Below are 17909 nucleotides of genomic sequence, written 5' to 3' on the forward strand. Positions count from 1 at the left end.
CTAAGGCAACGACTTGATGCTTTCAAGTCAATCATATTTGAAATTAAAAGTTAGGACGCTTGGTATCTACCCAGCCATGCTCGAATGCATATCTGGTTAGCTGCACCCGATTCTCCAATTGTAACTTATGCAAAATATTTTTCAAGTGATTTTTGACAGTTTGATCCGAAATTTGCAGTTCTCCGGCAATCTCCCGATTAGTCATCCCCTTGGCTACCCAATTGAGTATTTCCCGTTCACGACCAGTCAGTGGGTGATCCAGTGCATCCTGCTTGGGAACTGAAGGGAATTCCTTGAGAATCTGATGAGCCAGATCACTGGAGAGCGGAGCCTCGTCAATCATAATCGCACGAAGGTACTCCAGCCACGTAGAAGGGGACAGATTCTTCAGCAGAAACCCTTGAGCGCCTTGCTTCAGTGCTTCAAATAGATGTGCAGCATCATCGGAGACGGTAATCAGCACAATTTTGACATAAGGAAATCTCAGCTTAATAATCCGGGTAGCCTCCAGTCCATCCATCCCTGGCATATGAATATCCATCATAATGAGATCCGGCATGAACTTCTCTGTTAATTCAATAGCCTCCTCCCCACTTGAGCCAACCCCGATGATCTCGAACGAGGAATCTTCCGCCAAAATATCACATATGCCTTCTCTCGCATAGGCATGATCATCAACGACCAATACGCGTGCTTTCACTCCCGGTTCCCTCCCTGTGCTCAATCATGACCTGGGTCATTCCGTCTCCGGAACTTATAGTTAGTGCCCAGCCCATCTCTTCAGCTCGCTCTCTCATAATCTTCAAGCCGTACTTATCCCGGATATCTCTGTATGGAGAGTCGCCAAAGCCCGGTCCGTTATCCTTAATACACACTTTCCAGAAATCCCTGCTTCCTTCACCCAGTACGGCGATCTGACTGGCAGAAGCATGTTTCTTGGCATTGACCAAGGCTTCACGGATGCATGCAAGCAGTTCTACCTGCTCTTTTGCCGTAAATTCTGTATCCTCAAGCGTCCATTCCAATTCAACTCGAACCTGAACCTCGTCCACTAATTGTGTGATCCGGTGGCGCATAGTCTGCTGTCCGCCGGTGCCAGCCGCAGGCGGATATTTCAGATTCGAGATCGATTGCCGAACATACCCGTTAACCTCATGCACCGTCTTCCGCAGTTCATCCAGATTCAGATCAGTCCCGTTTTGCTGCTGACGACGTTCCGCTTTGTCAATTTTGACGGATAACAGAAATAAGGACTGGGCAATGCCATCATGCAGTTCCCTGGCCAGCTGCTCCCTTGCGACGAGTTCGGCCTTCTGGGCCCGCTCTTCATTCAGCTCATTCTGCACCCGTTCTAGCATGGCGAACAGCCTGTACAGCAGAGTAATACTAACCACGAACAGTATAATGGGGGTCATAAAATTCCCAAGCCCCATGGATATGTATGTAATCAGGAACTGATGCCTCACAAATTCCCACAGCCCCACAATGATTGAAGGTACTATCAGAATCATCCATTTGATTTGCCGATATGACACTATATGCTTCGCCTCTTTCATCCTAAGAAGTAGCTCCACGTCCGAATATACGTCAAGAACCAGGCTGAAGCAAGGTCTATACATGAACCTTATGAGTAGATTGTATGAACTCTCGGTTCAAGAATAATCTCTTATTAAAATAAAACAGGACGGATATATATCCGCCCTGCTTGCAACCCAAACTAAGCTCATCATAATTACATTAATTTCTTAATATCGTCCTTAATGGATTCAGATTGAGGTCCAAACACAACCTGTACAACTCCCTTGCCCAGACGCATGACACCCGACGCACCAAGACTTTTGAGCGCAGGATCGTTCACGGCTTTATCGTCCTTCACGACCAGACGCAGGCGCGTGATACACGCATCAATGGATTGAATGTTATCTGATCCTCCAATGTTAGCCAGAATCTTGGCAGCTTTGCTGTCCCCTGCCGCAACAGTACTGCTGCGGCTGCCTGCCGCGGCTTGCTCTTCCGCGTTAACTTCATCTTCTCGTCCTGGTGTCTTGAGGTTCATCTTCACAATAAGAACCCGGAAGAGGACATAGTAGATCGCGGCGAAGACAAGGCCTACTGGAATCAGAAGAAGCGGCTTTGTTGCGAGCTGATAGTTAATTGCGTAGTCGATGAAACCGGCGGAGAAGCCGAATCCCAGCTTAATCCCCAGCGCATACATTACATAACCCGCAATCCCTGACAATATGGCATGAATCCCGTACAGAACCGGCGCCACGAACATAAAAGCAAACTCAAGCGGCTCGGTAATCCCTGTCAGGAATGAGGCAAGGGCCGCACCAATGAAGATCGAACCAACCGCTTTCCTTCTCTCCGGTTTGGCCGTGTGAATAATCGCAAATGCGGCTGCCGGCAGAGCGAACATCATGATCGGGAAGAATCCGGTCATGAACATGCCCGCAGTTTTGTCTCCGGCGAAGAAGCGATAGAGGTCGCCATGAATAATTTTGCCTGCAGCATCTGTAAAGTCACCAATCTGGAACCAGACAATGGAGTTAATAATGTGATGAAGACCGAAGGGAACAAGCAAACGGTTCGCGACCATATGGATGGCACTTCCGATCCCGCCCAAGCCGACAATCCAGTTGCCGAACGTATCCAGCGCTGCTTGCACAGGTCCCCAGATTAGACCGAATATAATACCGGTTATAACCATGGTAAGTGCGGTAACCATAGGGACAAACCGCTTGCCGCCAAAGAATCCGAGCCAATCCGGCAGTTTGATATTATGGTATTTCTTGTACAGGAAGGCTGCGATACATCCCACGATGATACCGCCCAAGACTCCCATGTCCAGCTTCGCATCTTTGCTCATCAGCGTATCAAAGACAAGCGGAACCTTCGTAAGCACACGCACGAGGATGAGGTAACCGATCGCTGCGGATAGAGCCGCAACAGCGTCACCGGCGAGACCAATCGCCACCCCAATGGCAAAGATCAACGGCAGATTATCAAATATCGTTGTACCACCCGCATCCAGGAAGGGAGCAATATATTTGTTAATGAATTCCCCTGCACTCCCCATATGGAAATCCTTGACGTAGTCAATGTTACCGAACCGCATAAGGATCGCGGCTGCAGGTAGAGTGGCGACAGGAAGCATCAACGACTTCCCGATTTTCTGTAGAAATGACACCATCACTTTTCACCCTTTCAAAATATATTGGCCTAAGCCTTAAATATCGCCTTGAGAATGACATTCTTGCCGGATTGGACGGGTCCAAGGTTCGTCTCCATGCTGTCTGTCAATTCTTCGGCGTTTGTTACTATGACTGGTGTAATAACGGGATAACCGGCTTCTCTGATCTTATCGATATCGAATTCAAGCAGAGTCTGGCCTGTCTTCACGGCATCGCCTGTGTTCACATAACTTGTGAAGCCTTCTCCCTTAAGAGACACAGTATTGATCCCTATGTGAAATAACAGCTGCAATCCGGATGGATGCTCCAGCATGACCGCATGCTTGGACTTTATGACATGAGAGACTGTACCGTCAAAGGGTGCCGTAAGCTTTCCCTCGCTTGGTACAATGGCAATTCCCTTGCCCATGAATCCACCCGCAAAAGCTTCATCCGGTACAGTTGCAAGAGCTACAGCTTCTCCTGTCATAGGCGTGTAGATTTCAACAATGTTCTGTTCTGCCGATTTCTTTCTCCATTTAGAAAACATATTCATTCCCTGCCTTTGTATTTAATGTCCATCCGTCGTCCGGTACAGCCGGTATAGATGCATGGCAATATAACAGATTTCTTCTTCGGGGACAGGCTTCCCGAGCTCTTCCTCCATTACTGTTCCCATTCGCTTGGCTAATGCATACTCTTCCTTGTATTCAAGCCTGATATGGTTCACAAAAGGATTATCCACTCTAGTATCCTGGAGAATTCGCTCCAAAGAATATCTCAGGTGAAGCATCAGTCTCACATGACTCATACTTCCCTGTCTAAAAGTGACTTTCTTCTCCTGTTGAATCAGCTCAAGCAGCTGGTTGACGATATTGGAAGCCTTGACCAGCTGTCCAACCGGCACATTGCTTACTGCCGAGTACACATGATAAGTTAGAAAGCCTATCTCATCCTCAGGAATATGAACGGTAAATGCCTCACTAATCATCTCAGCTGCTTTGGAAGCGATTTCAAATTCCTCGGGAAAACATAGCTTCGTCTCCTGAAGGAAGGGGTTGATAATATCCATCCCGTGGCGAAGCCGGTAGACCGTGAATTGAATATGGCTTGGCAGGGCCAGATATATTTTGTCGTTAAGCTTGCCAGGCTTACTTGCTGAAATATACTGAATGATCTCATCGGCAATTTGCATCACCTTGGGATCAAAGTCCTCCATCAAGCTCTCATACTGACTCCACTGTTCACGGTCCTCCAGCTTGAAGCGCTTCTCAATTCTCGGATCATTGGCATCAATCGTTCCTGATCCTTTCACTGCATAACCAATGCCTTTTCCAAGAAGTACATACTCTGTACCACTAGTCTCTCCCTGAGCCATGACGACATTGTTACCGATCACACGCTGGACTTGGAGCAGCTCCACTTCTTTCATGAACCTTGGCCTCCTCCTTATTACTAAAAATCAAAAAGAGCCAAGGAAAAGGAACCATATAAAATAAGGTTAAATTTCCTTGGCTCATGCCCGTCACGGTAACACGCCATAAGTGTTTTTCATTTATGAGGTAATCATAAATCAACCACCTCTTACCGTCAACAGGAAAATCCTGTTCATACATTCTTTACTGAAGATTTGCGGGGACAGCAATTCCTATTAATTTATGATCCGCCTGTATGATCGCCATTCCCTGTTCGAATTCGGTGGGTCTGTAGTTGCGGGCTCCGGATTGGATAGCAAATGCTTCTTTGCCCGTAGCCAGATCAAAGGCGCGGAAGCTGCCATCCGTCTGCCCGATGTAGATCCCATTTCCATGGATATCAATCTGCGCGGCAGGATTATCATATCTGTAGTTCACCGTGTGCTGATCTGGCAGGTGAACGGATTTCAGGGTGAAATAGGACTGCTCTGAACCTTCTAGATAAAATATCCGATCTCGGTACACCTTCATCAGAGGATTCAATATATTACGCCCTGGTCCCATCATTCTTCGTTCCGGCTGATCCGATTTGCCTGAATACTTGGTTAGATCAAATTGCACCCATTCGTGACTATTGAACGCATACAAATAATTCCCCTCGATCATGGCCTTAGTCGTATAACTATGCATGTATGAAGCCGGATTGTCCGACCACTGATACAAATAACCCGCTTTCTCTCCACCTGTACGCAGGTCAAATACCTTGAGTGTCAACTCGGCGTTCGGCTTCTCGAACAGATTCGGCTCATACACAGAGTAGACCGATCCGCCTTTGACCTGAAGAGGAAGATGCTGCTGACTCTTCTCCCACAGCTTCTCGCCTGTAGCCGCATCGAAGGCTTTTAAGGTCACAGCGAAATTAGATACACCTGTATACGTCCGGAATACAACACCATCCTGAACGGTTAGCTCCTTAGAGCCTGCTGCCGCAGATGTGTCATGATGCTCCCATCTCAATGCTCCATTCCCGGCATCAAATGCAAAGATGTCGATCCCTCTCACGATATAAAGAGTGTCCTGAATGGGAACCAGTCTTTCCGCCTTGGCCACGGTTCGGGCCGAGACCCATTTAAGTGCACCTTTGGCAGTTAGAGCATAGGCTCTCCCATCTTCATATGTACCATACAAGGTCCCTTGATTGTATTCAATATACGGGCTCAGGCTGCTGCCGAAAGTCCAGGTCTGCCTTCCTGTGAAGACATCCCGTGCGATCAGTCTGCCTTTATCCACAGCGAAGACCTTCCCTTCTCCGGCAGCCACACGGGACTCTGGCATCTGCCCGACTTCAAGGGGAGTGGCGGATAGAGGAGCCGTCCAGGCTGGAGTAATAAATTCATGGGTTGAAGGCTCAGTCCACTGTGTAAAGGATACCGCCGCTTTTTCTGCTGACACCTTAGCAGGCTCTCCCCCTGGGATTGTAGCTCCAGCAGCAAGTAAGACCAAGACGGCTGAGCTTGTGAATTTGGCAAGTTTGTTCATCATTTGATCTCCTTCTTCTGATGAGATTAGCTGTACTCCGGTCTGCATCGGAATGATCTATCCCCAAACCAGTCATACTATAGCAAAATTCTATTAGGCGGTTATACACATGAAGAAGCTAGGCTCCATCTATGTAAGCGACATTCGAAATATCGCAACCAACTGGACAGCAGCTGTTGTCATCCTCGGGCTCATACTTCTTCCCTCTTTATATGCCTGGTTCAATATTGCCGCATCCTGGGACCCATACAGCTCAACTCAAGGTATTCAGATTGCGGTGACCAATCTGGATAAGGGCGCACAGGTACAAGATAAGCCTATAAATCTCGGGCTTGAGATCAAAAAATCTCTAGAGGCAAATCCCAAGATCGGATGGGTCTTCGTCTCCCATGAAGCCGCTCAGACCGGGCTGAAGCAAGGTAACTATTACGCGGCGATTGAAATCCCGGAGGAATTCTCACAGCGTATTGCCAGTGTGCTTACACCCGATCCGGTAAAGGCAGAAATTCGTTACACCGTGAACGAAAAAATAAATGCGGTGGCTCCAAAAATCACGTCGAAAGGAGCCAGTTCCATCACCCAGGAGATAAATCGCAATTTCGTCAAGACCGCTAACGGCGCTATTTTCAAAATATTCAATGAACTTGGAATCGAACTGGAGCAGCAGCTGCCTCTAATCAACACAATGAAGGGGGTGCTCTATAAGCTTGAGACGCTATTCCCGGAGATCAACCGGGCAGCAGATTTGGCTGTTAAGGATCTCCAAGAAAGCAACAAGATCATTAAGGCGGTGCAGTCCCGGGTTCCTGCCGCAGCTGAGCTTGCCCGCAAAGGGACTGAATTCAGCAGTGGACTGATTCATTTCCTCGATCAAAGCAGTTCAGCTCTGTCAAGCGCGGCTCCCCATGTCAAACTGACTCTGTTACAGATCAGACAGGCACTTGAGAGGGCTGAACTCGGCATCGCTGCGGCAGCGGCTGAGACAGAGAACCAGACGAATGATAAAGCCCCTGAAGCCCTGAATTCAATTCTGGTTGAAGCACAAGAGAGGGCAGCAGAAGCCTTGGCGGGAGCCCGTTCATTCGAGTCACTGATTGACAGTATGAATGCGGTGGCTCCATCTGCTTCTCTAACCGCCATATCCGATCAAATAAAGGACGTTATAGCACGTTCAGAAGCTCTCCAGAGCTCCCTGCTGCAAGCCCCCAAGCCAGGCAGTGAGCCGAATAGGGCACTGCTGGACAATTCCAGGAATATAGTAAAGTCTGTTAGTTCTAAGCTGGATCAGATGATCGCAAGCTATGATCAGGCAATCCTACCGGAGCTGCAGACGGCCCTCTCCCAGGCAAAAAGTACTGCTGCCCGTACGCGTTCCACTCTGTTAGAGGCTCAGCGTTCACTTCCTAGAGTGGAGCAGATTCTAACCGATGCCTCTCTGGGACTCACACAGGGCTTAAAGGAAGCCGAGCATGTTAGAAACCGGCTGCCTGAAGCTGAAGCTAAGCTCAGATCAGTCGGAGACAGACTGCATGCTTTGGAACAAGAAGGGCACTTGGAAGACCTGATTAAGCTGCTTCAGCTGAACTATCAGAAGGAAAGTGAATTCTTCGCTGAGCCCGTGGTTCTGGCGGAGAATAAGATATTTCCAATTCCGAACTATGGCTCTGCCATGTCTCCCTTCTTCACTACCTTATCCCTCTGGGTAGGAGGCCTGCTGCTCGTATCCATGCTCACAACCGAAGTGCACTCCAAGGGAGAGTACTCAAGCTATCAGATGTACTGTGGGCGGTTTCTCACTTTTGGAACACTGGCCTTGCTGCAAGCATTTTTTGTAGCCACAGGAGACCTCCTGGTTCTAGGGACTTACGCCAAGGAGAAGCTCCTCTTCATTCTGTTCAGCCTGCTGATCAGCCTGGTATTTATGCTTATGATCTATACGTTGGTGTCCGTATTTGGCAATGTCGGAAAAGCCTTGGCCATTGTGCTGCTGGTGCTGCAGCTGGCCGGCTCCGGGGGAACCTTCCCGATCCAGGTCACGCCGCCCTTCTTCCAGCTGATCTACCCGTTCCTGCCATTCACCTATGGCATCGGCCTGCTCCGCGAAGCGGTGGGCGGAATTGTGCCCGAGCTTGTGACTCGGGACATCCTGATCCTCACTCTGTACGGGCTGCTGGCGCTCCTGCTCGGTCTGACGCTCAAATCAGGCATTAATCGGCTTGCCGCCCCTCTGGTTCAGAAGGCTAGAAAGAGTGGTCTTATTCATTAACAAGCAAAGAGAGTCCGCCGAAACTCAGCTGGACTCTCTTTGCTTGTTATGAGTACCGGTTAATCCGGATAATTCGTCTAGTCTTATTAGAGTCTCGGATTCGTATCCGAATAACGGGATGCGTTCAAAGAACGGTTAGTCCGGAAAGTATCATACACAGTAGATGTGCGCTCATCCTCATCTACCAGCACAAGGATCTTCCCATTCTCCACATAGGTTCCATACTCGTTCGCCTCATCCTCTGGAATTCCGAGGCCAACCAAGCCGCCAACCAGACCGCCTGCTCCAGCGCCGACAGCAGCACCTGTAAGTGTGGCTGCAATTGGACCCGCCGCAAGAATAGGGCCAACACCTGGAATCGCAAGAAGTCCAAGCCCTGCAAGCAGTCCTGTTACACCGCCGACAACACCACCGGTTGCCGCGCCTGTAGCTACGCCCTCTGGTGCTTTGGAACCTGTCTCCTCCGAGATTGCTGCCTGATCATCGCGGTTCTTGGTAATGACTGAGATTTCATCGGAACGGAATCCTTGGTTCTGTAGCGACTCAATCGCTGCGGTTGCCTCCCGGTCGGTATCAAATACACCCACTATTTTCTTAGCCATGACAATTGCCTCCTTTGATTGACTGTTCCCTCCATCATTACCCCGATTAGGAAGCAATTAACCATATCAAGCAGGGCTTATTTCCGGTTGCCCGGAGGGCGAACCCGCCTCGTAGCTGTGGCTTCGAGCGGATCATCAGGCCAGTAATGCTTGGGATAACGGCCTTTCAGATCTTTTTTTACTTCGAAATAAGTATGCTCCCAAAAGCTTCGCAGGTCGGAAGTAACCTGAACCGGCCGGGAAGCCGGGGACAAGATGTGCAGCGTAACCACTGCCCGCCCATAAGCCAGACGGGGAGTATCCATAAGGCCGAACAGCTCTTGAAGCCTTACAGCTGCATAAGGGGCCTGGGGACCCTCATAGTTCACGGCTATCCTAGAACCGCTGGGGACAGTAATATGGGTTGGTGCCTGCTCCTCCAGCTCCTGTCTCTGACTCCAATTCAGGAGATGCTCGAGAATCTGATACAGCCTCAACGCACGGAAATCCGACTTTTTCTTGAATCCATCTATATAAGGGCCCAGCCATTCCCTGGCATTCTGCTGAAGCATGTCATTCGATACATCAGGCCAATCGCCGCCGCAGTGTTCCCGCATGAATTGGATTCTCGCTTGAAGCTGCCTGGACTTCGCATCCCAGGGAAGAAGGTCAAGCCCGTTATCCTGGATGGTCTTCAATAGAGCCATCTGAATTTGCTCCCCGGAAGGCTTGATATTAGCGGTCTCCTTAAATACAATAGCTCCCAGCTTGATCATGCTCTTCGCCCTAACTGATCCTGTGCCGTCATCCCATTTGATATCCAGCTCCTCATTCATTTCCTCTCTGAAATGATGCTCGAGCTGACTTTCGGTTAGCGGAGCGGCGAGAAGAATCCTCGCTTCAATACCTTCATCATCAACTTCAGCTGCGACAATGTATCTGCTCTGAGCCATCTGTTCCCCGTTAGCCAATTCAGCTCCCCGGCCGCTGCGCAGCAGATACCTTCCATCCATTCTCCGTTGGGCAATCCGGTCAGGGAAAGCGTAGGATAACAGCAGACCGCACAGCCGATCGGCAGCTTCGGTGGAAGGGTCGATCTGAACCCGGTCAGTCTCAGGCAGTCTGGCAATCCACTGCCTGCCCTGGGTCAGCAGCCGCTCTACATCCGACCTGTGCGCCCCGGCCAGGTCTGTACGTCCTGTACCTTCAAGGTAGGCTCTGGTCATAACCTCGAGTCTTACCCTGAGATCATTATTCAGACGGCCTGATGACAACCTGGGGAAGATGTCCCTGTCTTCAAGGATCGCGGCCAGAAGGCAGGCCAACCTGCCCTGTCCTATCCCCGAAGCCGCAAGTAACATATGCGCCAGTCTGGGATGAAGACCGAGAGCTGCCATCTGCCTGCCATGTACGGTAATATTCCCATCCGGGTCCAGGGCTTGAAGCTGGCCTAGCAGCCTCTGGGCCTGATCGATTGAAGCCGCCCTGGGCAGATCCAGCCACTGCAGTTCAGCCGGGTTCTTCACTCCCCATACCGCCAGCTCGAGAGCAACTCCTGAGAGATCGGCCTCCAGAATTTCGGGAGACGTCGTCTCAGGCAGCTGACGATCCTCCTGCTCCGTCCACAGCCGGTAACATATTCCCGGTGCTGTTCGTCCCGCCCGGCCTCTCCGCTGGTCAGCCGAATCCCTGGCGGCCCGGATTGTAACCAGCCTGCCCATGCCCGTACGGGCAGAGAACTGCTGGGTCCGCCTGAGTCCGCTGTCAATCACGACCCGTATCCCTTCTACAGTCAGGCTGGATTCAGCTATGGAAGTAGCGAGCACAACCTTGCGCCGCCCAGCCTGCGGTGCCCGAATTGCTTCATACTGCTCCGTCTGCGGCATACTTCCATAGAGGGGTACCACGTCCACATCGGGTGGAAGCCCCTGTGTCAGGCTCATCTGAACCCTCCGGATCTCCCGAACTCCGGGAAGAAAGGCCAGAATGCCTCCTTCATGCCTGGACAAGGCTGAATGGATGGCTCCAGTCATCCGTAATTCGAGCGGGTGACTGCTCGGTTCCGAATAGAATGTCTCAACCGGAAAAACTCTCCCTTTACTTTGCAGCACAGGCGCATAATTCATCAGCCGAGAGACCGGTTCAGCCGCAAGGGTTGCCGACATGACCAGAATTCGCAAGTCTTCCCTGAGAATACTTTGACTCTGCAGAGTGATGGCCAGACCCAGATCTGCTTGAAGATTCCGCTCATGATATTCATCGAATATGATCAATCCAGTTCCCTCAAGGCCAGGGTCGGCCTGCAGCATGCGCGTTAGAATACCTTCGGTGACCACGGTAATTCTTGTCCGCTGGCTTGTTCTGCTGTCCATACGAATCCGATAGCCGACAGTCCCGCCTACCTCCTCTCCAAGCTGTGCAGCCATGAAGGCTGCCGCAGATCTGGCTGCCAATCGACGGGGCTCCAGCATAATAATCCCCTGGCCTTTCAGCCATGGTTCCCCTAATAAGGCAAGAGGCGTACGGGTCGTCTTCCCTGCCCCGGGCTCCGCCAGCAGAACTGCACAATTACTCTTGTTCAGCGCTTCTTTCATATCTGGAATGATCTCATCTATAGGCAAATTCATAGATTTCATGGACGACACTTCTCCTTGCAATGCTTTGTTGACCTAAGTCCCTGCTTCTTCGTGACCTAATCATATAGGGAGGTTATTAACCTGTCAAAACCGGGGCCATACAAAAAGAGGCGCCAACCGCGCCCCAGGGCACAACCAGCAACCTCTTCTGAATAGGTAAAAGAATTATTTGAACCGTTCGCTTAGAACCGGTTCGTATTGCTGAAATGTCGTGTTCTCTGCCAGCCTACGCTCAGCAATCATCATTCGCAGCCTGGCCGTCTTTTCATTTAACAGCTTATACAAACGCTTCTTCTCGCTCGGATTACCACAAGCTTGTAGAAGATCCTCCAGCTGTAGACATTGCGCTCTTAGGGTTAATTCTTCAGGGACGTATCCTGCATTCTTCATAACTCTGTACGCAATGCGCAGGTCTTCAGGGATATGGGAGAGATCCTCGATTTGCAAAGACTCACCTTTGCCAGGAAGATCCTCCAGTTCTCCCCTGTCAATTTCATCCGTTATTCTCTGTTCAGCCAGCCAGGTGAACATGCCGCCCCACAGCTCCTCTCTAAATTAAGGGTTATAGTAATGACTCTGCTCCATCAATTACGATTCTTGCTCCAGTAATATGCTTCGATTCTGAAGAGGCCAGGAATGCAACCAGGTCGGCAACATCCTCGGGTTGGCCCGGGCCATCAGCCAGAGGCTGACTTCCTTCCGGATATTCGACAGGAATAACAATTTCCTTCAATTCATCACTAGGCTCCGTTGTCTGATCAATATTGGTGGCAATTGCCCCCGGACAGATTACATTCACTCTGATCTTGAACTTGGCAAGCTCCAGTGCAGCCATCTTCGCAAAACCGACCTGTCCCGCTTTGGTCGTACTGTAAGCAGACATACCGAATCCTGCAAACCGGTCACTTCCGTTAATGGAACTTGTGATGATGATACTGCCCTCTCCTCTTTCTTTCAGATAAGGGAGCGTATACTTCACAGTCAGGAAGGTTCCGTTGAGGTTAATGCGCAGGGTTCTTTCCCAGTCTTCAAAGCTCATTTCTTCAATTGGTGCCAGCACACCGTTAATGCCCGCATTGGCAAAAACAATGTCGATTCCTCCGAAGTAAGAAGCAGCCTCCTGCACGGCTTTCTCCATCCGCTCAGGATCCGAGACATCCACATCAAAAGAACGGGAGACACCTCGGAAAATATTGTTGATTTCATGCTCCGTCGACCTTGTGCGGTCATTCTGCAGATCAAACAGTGCCACCTTTGCCCCTTCTTGAGCTAAGCGAATTGCCGCCGCTTTCCCAATTCCAGAGCCCGCACCTGTTACTATAGCTGTTTTTCCGTAAAAACGTTGTCGATTGGTCTGATTATGGGGCATGATTTTTTCACTCCATCTCTCTATTTAAAGGATTTGACTTAGACAGCACACTGCTCTAAACAAGATTACCCATAAGATGATACTTTTTAATCAGAAAAGTAATTTATTTCAAAAAAAAATAAACGCCAAATGAATTTGGCGTTGTGAGTACTCATATATTCCATGTTAAATCAAGCCAGGAGGCATCATCTTCCAAGTGTTCACCCTCTGATTGCCGCACAAAAATCCGCTTCAAAACAGAAGTAATCTCATCCGGATTCCCGCAGCGGTCAAGCAGCTTCAAGCCATCCGTATAGAGCATAATGCGGTGCTCCGTCTTCTGCCGGATTAATTCTTCCGTATATACATGGGGAGAGCTCCCTGAGATTCCATGCCGGCCGGACCATCGCTCCCTAGTTACGAACGTACCAGGCTCTATAATCAGTTCTTCGTTATTGACCCATCTTCTCAACCTGCAGTCCCCCTGCCAAGCCAGCCACAATCGCCCTGAATCCCCTCGTGCTTCCGGAAGCTCAATTCTCCCGCATAAATACATGGACTCTATTCCGCGGGAACGCTTCTCTTCCAGAACATCTCTTAGAAGCGGAGGCATATCAGGGGGCAAATCCAGCCTGTTGGCGGACTCGGAAGCTTCGGGAACCAGATCATTCAGGAACCGTTCGAAGCCTTCTGCCGACAACTCAGGGGTGTACCCTAACCAGTTGAATATTCGGCGGCCGAGAAATCCCGCGGCGAAATCGCCCCGATAGGACAAGGACACCCCGTCACAGACAACGAATCTGCATGAGTTGCCATCAACTCCAACTGCTAAATAATCCTGGCTGGCTTCCCCGGATCCAAGGGTGTCTTCAGACGGACTGTACGTATATCTACAGCTAAAGTGGCTGGTTAATGTCTCCATGAGAGGATATAACTGATTCTGTTGACTTGTCCACACGAATTCAGGCGTCATAGTGGGTGTTAATTTCTTTCTCACCCTGACTTCACCTTACCGGCGTTGCGGCTGACATTTGGAATCCAATCGATACCAGCTCCGCACAGTTGCCGGGCAGCAGCATCAACGCTCCTGGAGCAAGCTGGTAATCGGCCTCAGCCAGCATTTCCCTGTAGCTCTCAGGAAGTACCGAGGACATTTCGCGCAGCTTTAGCCCTGCGCCTTCCTTCAGCATAGTCTCGCCGTTGATACCTCTCCATCTTCGCGGCTCATGAATGGGCTCTTCAAGCACGTGGTCAGAGATGAATATATTCTCAACCAGAACATTCCCATCCTCAACGCCCATAGCCATAATCCGCTTCACAATCGGCTCTGGGTCCTCCCCGGTGGTTACACCGTCGGTCATATGACAGATCAAGGGGGCGGGGCAGTCCTGCATATCCGGAAGCTCCGCCTTCAGAATCTTCTCCGCCTGGGCGAAAGCTTTGGCTGAGTCAGAGAATCTCTTTGGTGTGAGATCCGGCAGCTTCCCGAGCAGGGCGACCTCATCAATTCCCTTGACGCCGCCAAGCATATCATAGACTTCGTCACTATATGCCAGCAGGGCAATACGGTAACGGGGGGTCAGCCGATTACCCTTGGTCGATCTGAACACCATCTGTCTGACCGCCAGAGAGAGGGCATCATGTACAATATCAATTCTTCTGCGCCCTTCCATTAGCAAATTCATGGAAGCGCTGATATCAATCAAGTAAATAATCAAGGCCGGTGTCCGTTGCGAGGCCTGAACAGTGTATTTCATACAGCTTATGTCTCCTTAAAATTGCTATGAATCAGACGTAGTTCTATATATCAGGCAGCCCGGCACTATTCTTGGCCAGGAACTTCTTGAGACTCGCTGCCCGTTTGGCCAGGGTAGCTTTCTTGCTGAAATATCCGGAATCTTGGCTGTAGATATCCAGGAATTGCCACGCATAAGCCTTGGCCGTGTCATTTCTGCCTGTCTTAAATGCATTGTAGGCTTGGTTGAAAGAAGCATTCAGCTTAATGACCTGCTGCTCGCGCCTGGCAGCCAGAACTCGCGCTTTCTGTTCATTCACACGTTTCTGCTGCTCAAGTTTCGCTTTGCGTGCCGCATCAGCTTTCTTCTGCTCGGCGGCTTCCCTGGCAAGCCGTTCTTCCCGCTCCTGCTTCCACATCAGGTATTTCTCATACTGCAGCTGACGGTCGTACTTTACCTGAGCTGCTTGCTGCCTCTCCAGCTCGGCCTTCTTCTTCGCCTCTGCTTCCGCCCTCAGCTTGTCTTTCTTTTGCTGTGCTGCCTCCTGCCTTTTGCGTTCCTCTTCAAGCTGTGCGGCTTTGGCTGCCGCCTCTGCTTTGGCTTGCCGGATCTGTTGATCCTTGCTCGCTGCAGAGGCCTGAACCGTACTGCGCACAGGTGTCGTTGTCTTGGGTGGCGCCGCGGCTGCTGACTGCTTAACAGGCTCATCTTGATTGGTGTAGACGGAATTCCCTGACTTGGATGTATCAGACATACCATATACAGCAAGACTCCCGATCAGCAAGATAAGAAGAGCTGCCCCGGTATACAGCCAAGGCTTCCGCTGCCGGGCATCTGCCCGGGTGGACGGCTGAACTTTGGGTTCAGCTGCACTCGGAGGCATCAGTACCTGTACCGCTGTTAAGCCCTGTACGGCCGCCGAGAGCTCTGTGTATAAGTCTCCGCCTTCGGGTGATTCGGCAAGCGCCTTTCTGTATCCCTCAAGCGCCAGCTCTTTATTTCCAGACTCCTCCTGCTTCCTTGCCCATTCAACCAATTCGTGAACACTGAGGAACACGGGAATTTCATAATCCTGATGACCTTCTATAGAGGTATTCGGGATCATAGGCGAAGACTTAACCTGTTCCGGACTTGAGACAGTCTTCGGACCTTCAGGGGCAAGCATGGAGATCGCAACCAGCCATTCTCCGAAAGTAGGACAGTTCCTTACATCATCACTGTGCCATGCCCGAACAAACAATTCGGCCGCACTCTTGCCCCAATTCGCTTCCAGACTCTCGGTCATGAGCTCAAATCTTGCACTGTTGGTCTGCATTTCTTCAGGAGCAAAATAGCTCTCTCCCCATGCCTCGGCCACGATACGGGGATCGGACCAGGCGAGCATTTCTGCTAGAATGACAGCTCCTGAGAACCGGTCTGCATAAGCATGCCAGGGCCCGCCGGAGCTGCGATGTACCGGCTGACCCAAGGCGTAGCCCGGAGACCCGGTGAAATGAATATCCGGCGGATCCAGTCTAGGGCTGTACAGCTGCTCTACATCCACCAGTTCGACCGATGAGCTGCCGACCGCTTTGTGATTAGGGCTGCGCCAGGCGGGCAGCAGCACATTCGGCGAGGAGAGATCACAGTGGGCAAGCCCCTTCTGTTCCATAGAGGAACCTACAGCCGCAAGCCCTTTAGCCATCTCCCAGCTCTCCGTAAGGGTCAGTTGTTCACGATGCGCGAGAACATCCATCCAGGTTGAGCCATTCACCCAGGGCATAAGGACCGCATACAGCATCTCCGGATACTGGGCGATCAGCGTCCCGTTCGTCTCCGGTGTAATTACCAGACGGGAACATACTTGTAGACCAGGCAGCGAACTGAAGATTTCCATTCTCTCTGACTGATAGACCAGGGCCGGATTGCGGTATTTGGGGTAAAAGATCTTCAGTGCCTTGGCCGCATTCTCACCGCCATGTTCAGGAATCAGCTTATATACGGTTCCCTGTCTTCCGGCTTGCGCGTATGCCATACCCGGCGCTGCTGGATGCTGTCCGACCCGATACTTCGTTTGGCTAATATAGATCTCATCCCCCGGGTTAGGCTGAAATGACATGCATTATCCCTCTTTCTTCCTCAATAATAGATAAATCCGGTTTAGCTATGATTTTGGTCAATTGAACGAAACTTGCGGGAGATCGATAATAGTTCTTCACTGATCGAATCCAGAATTTGAACAAAGGACTGCATCTGCTTATCAGCCTCCTGGAACTCCTGGATGAAACGCTGCTTGGTAACACCTTCCCATTCATTCTCCATTCCCTGGACAGCATTCGTTAAGTTGGACACGATTTGTCTGCTTTCCTCACTGCTCATCTTGAATTGCTTGGCGATTTGCTCTACATGCTCCGGGCTGATTGTAATACGTCCTGCCATCTGTGCCTTCCCCCTTGCCTATAAATGTGAGATACTCCTCAATCTTGAACGATGTTCTTGTCATATGATTTATGTTTGTTGACCAGCTTATTTAGATGCCGTAGGTCCGCCGGTTTCTTACCGCCTGGAACCACTCTGATTCTCCGAAGCTTTGAAGGCAGCTGCACGACCGCTGAAGGATTGGTGAATTTCCATGCAGGCGGGTTGTTCACCGCTACCTGGAGCAGCTCCTGTTCAGCCGCTTCCCCGCCAACTCGAGGAGCTCTTGTGAGCTTGGTTCCCTCTGGATGGAGCTTGTCCAGCGTTCTGAAGCCAAGTGCACTGGAAGCCGAAGCAGGTACTTCCCACTTTTGCCGCGATTCCGGACTCTTCTCTTTCCTTACAGCCTGAACAGCTGATTCAGGATTGGAGATGACCCCTTGCATCTTGTAGCTTCCCGGAAGTATAACCGGGTTCCTTACCGCCAGCAGACCGGCATACAGAGCCGCTGCGCTGCCAACGGCAGCAATGGGTGTTCCCTTCTGATAGGATGAAGGCTCATGTTCAAGTCCCTGAAAGGCATCCGCCTTCGTCCCGACAAAGCTGCCCATTCGGTGAAGTTCGGAATGAAGCTGCTCAGACAACCTATGGGCTTGCTGCCATTGTTCGGATACTGAGCCAAGAGGCCCGCTTTCCTGAATAAGGGAATTCAGCAGCTGATTGAGGCCGGCTGACATTTGGCGCAGCCGTTCCGCAGCTTGCTGAAGATTATTCCCCAGCATCCGCATTTGCTCAGGTTCCATTCTTATACGCATCAT

The 17909-nt window shown here is 50.6% G+C and carries 16 protein-coding genes; 1 reads left to right on the top strand and 15 read right to left on the bottom strand.

What is annotated here, in order from left to right; translation table 11 throughout:
- Positions 1-43: 43 nt before the first annotated feature.
- The 6 genes from LDO05_RS11480 to LDO05_RS11505 all read right to left on the bottom strand — a co-directional run bounded on the left by LDO05_RS11480 (position 44) and on the right by LDO05_RS11505 (position 6130).
- Positions 44-700 (bottom strand): response regulator, encoded by a 657-nt coding sequence (locus LDO05_RS11480; protein WP_251375535.1) that lies wholly within the window; start codon positions 698-700, stop codon positions 44-46.
- A complete protein-coding gene (locus LDO05_RS11485) occupies positions 675-1535 on the bottom strand; it encodes a sensor histidine kinase (protein WP_251375536.1) in 861 nt (286 codons plus the stop codon). The genes LDO05_RS11480 and LDO05_RS11485 overlap by 26 nt, the downstream gene beginning before the upstream one ends.
- A 197-nt stretch (positions 1536-1732) precedes the next feature.
- Positions 1733-3193, bottom strand: coding sequence for an N-acetylglucosamine-specific PTS transporter subunit IIBC (gene nagE / locus LDO05_RS11490; protein WP_251375537.1), 1461 nt, complete (start codon positions 3191-3193; stop codon positions 1733-1735).
- A gap of 29 nt (positions 3194-3222) precedes the next feature.
- Complete coding sequence (locus tag LDO05_RS11495) at positions 3223-3723, bottom strand: PTS sugar transporter subunit IIA (protein ID WP_251375538.1); 501 nt, start codon at positions 3721-3723, stop codon at positions 3223-3225.
- A gap of 21 nt (positions 3724-3744) precedes the next feature.
- Positions 3745-4605: a PRD domain-containing protein gene (locus LDO05_RS11500; RefSeq protein ID WP_251375539.1), complete on the bottom strand. Its 861-nt coding sequence runs from the start codon at positions 4603-4605 to the stop codon at positions 3745-3747.
- A 187-nt stretch (positions 4606-4792) separates the two neighbouring features.
- Positions 4793-6130 (bottom strand): outer membrane protein assembly factor BamB family protein, encoded by a 1338-nt coding sequence (locus tag LDO05_RS11505; RefSeq protein WP_251375540.1) that lies wholly within the window; start codon positions 6128-6130, stop codon positions 4793-4795.
- Positions 6131-6236: 106 nt separating this feature from the next.
- On the opposite strand from LDO05_RS11505, the gene LDO05_RS11510 reads away from it, so the two are divergent.
- A complete protein-coding gene (locus LDO05_RS11510; RefSeq protein WP_251375541.1) occupies positions 6237-8393 on the top strand; it encodes a YhgE/Pip domain-containing protein in 2157 nt (718 codons plus the stop codon).
- An 86-nt stretch (positions 8394-8479) separates the two neighbouring features.
- Here the strand turns inward: LDO05_RS11510 and LDO05_RS11515 are convergent, their stop codons facing one another.
- The 9 genes from LDO05_RS11515 to LDO05_RS11555 all read right to left on the bottom strand — a co-directional run bounded on the left by LDO05_RS11515 (position 8480) and on the right by LDO05_RS11555 (position 17909).
- The gene (locus LDO05_RS11515; RefSeq protein ID WP_251375542.1) at positions 8480-8995 is read right to left on the bottom strand and encodes a general stress protein; all 516 of its coding nucleotides are present in this window, start codon (positions 8993-8995) and stop codon (positions 8480-8482) included.
- A 77-nt stretch (positions 8996-9072) separates the two neighbouring features.
- Positions 9073-11610 carry an ATP-dependent helicase HrpB gene (gene hrpB, locus LDO05_RS11520; RefSeq protein WP_251375543.1) on the bottom strand — a complete coding sequence of 846 codons (2538 nt, stop codon included), beginning with the start codon at positions 11608-11610 and terminating at the stop codon, positions 9073-9075.
- A 165-nt stretch (positions 11611-11775) separates the two neighbouring features.
- Positions 11776-12141, bottom strand: coding sequence for a DnaJ family domain-containing protein (locus LDO05_RS11525; RefSeq protein ID WP_251375544.1), 366 nt, complete (start codon positions 12139-12141; stop codon positions 11776-11778).
- 31 nt (positions 12142-12172) lie between these two features.
- Positions 12173-12979: an SDR family oxidoreductase gene (locus LDO05_RS11530; RefSeq protein WP_251375545.1), complete on the bottom strand. Its 807-nt coding sequence runs from the start codon at positions 12977-12979 to the stop codon at positions 12173-12175.
- A 151-nt stretch (positions 12980-13130) separates the two neighbouring features.
- Positions 13131-13955, bottom strand: coding sequence for a hypothetical protein (locus tag LDO05_RS11535; RefSeq protein WP_251375546.1), 825 nt, complete (start codon positions 13953-13955; stop codon positions 13131-13133).
- 7 nt (positions 13956-13962) lie between these two features.
- Entirely contained in the window at positions 13963-14715 is a 753-nt protein-coding gene (locus tag LDO05_RS11540) for a vWA domain-containing protein (RefSeq protein WP_251375547.1), read from the bottom strand.
- A 43-nt stretch (positions 14716-14758) separates the two neighbouring features.
- Entirely contained in the window at positions 14759-16792 is a 2034-nt protein-coding gene (locus LDO05_RS11545; protein ID WP_251375548.1) for a serine/threonine-protein kinase, read from the bottom strand.
- 41 nt (positions 16793-16833) lie between these two features.
- The gene (locus LDO05_RS11550) at positions 16834-17112 is read right to left on the bottom strand and encodes a WXG100 family type VII secretion target (protein WP_251375549.1); all 279 of its coding nucleotides are present in this window, start codon (positions 17110-17112) and stop codon (positions 16834-16836) included.
- Between the two features lie 38 nt (positions 17113-17150).
- The gene (locus LDO05_RS11555; RefSeq protein ID WP_251375550.1) at positions 17151-17909 is read right to left on the bottom strand and encodes a WXG100 family type VII secretion target; all 759 of its coding nucleotides are present in this window, start codon (positions 17907-17909) and stop codon (positions 17151-17153) included.

Source organism: Paenibacillus sp. YPG26 (assembly GCF_023704175.1).
In the GTDB taxonomy this organism is placed as follows: Bacteria; Bacillota; Bacilli; order Paenibacillales; family Paenibacillaceae; genus Fontibacillus.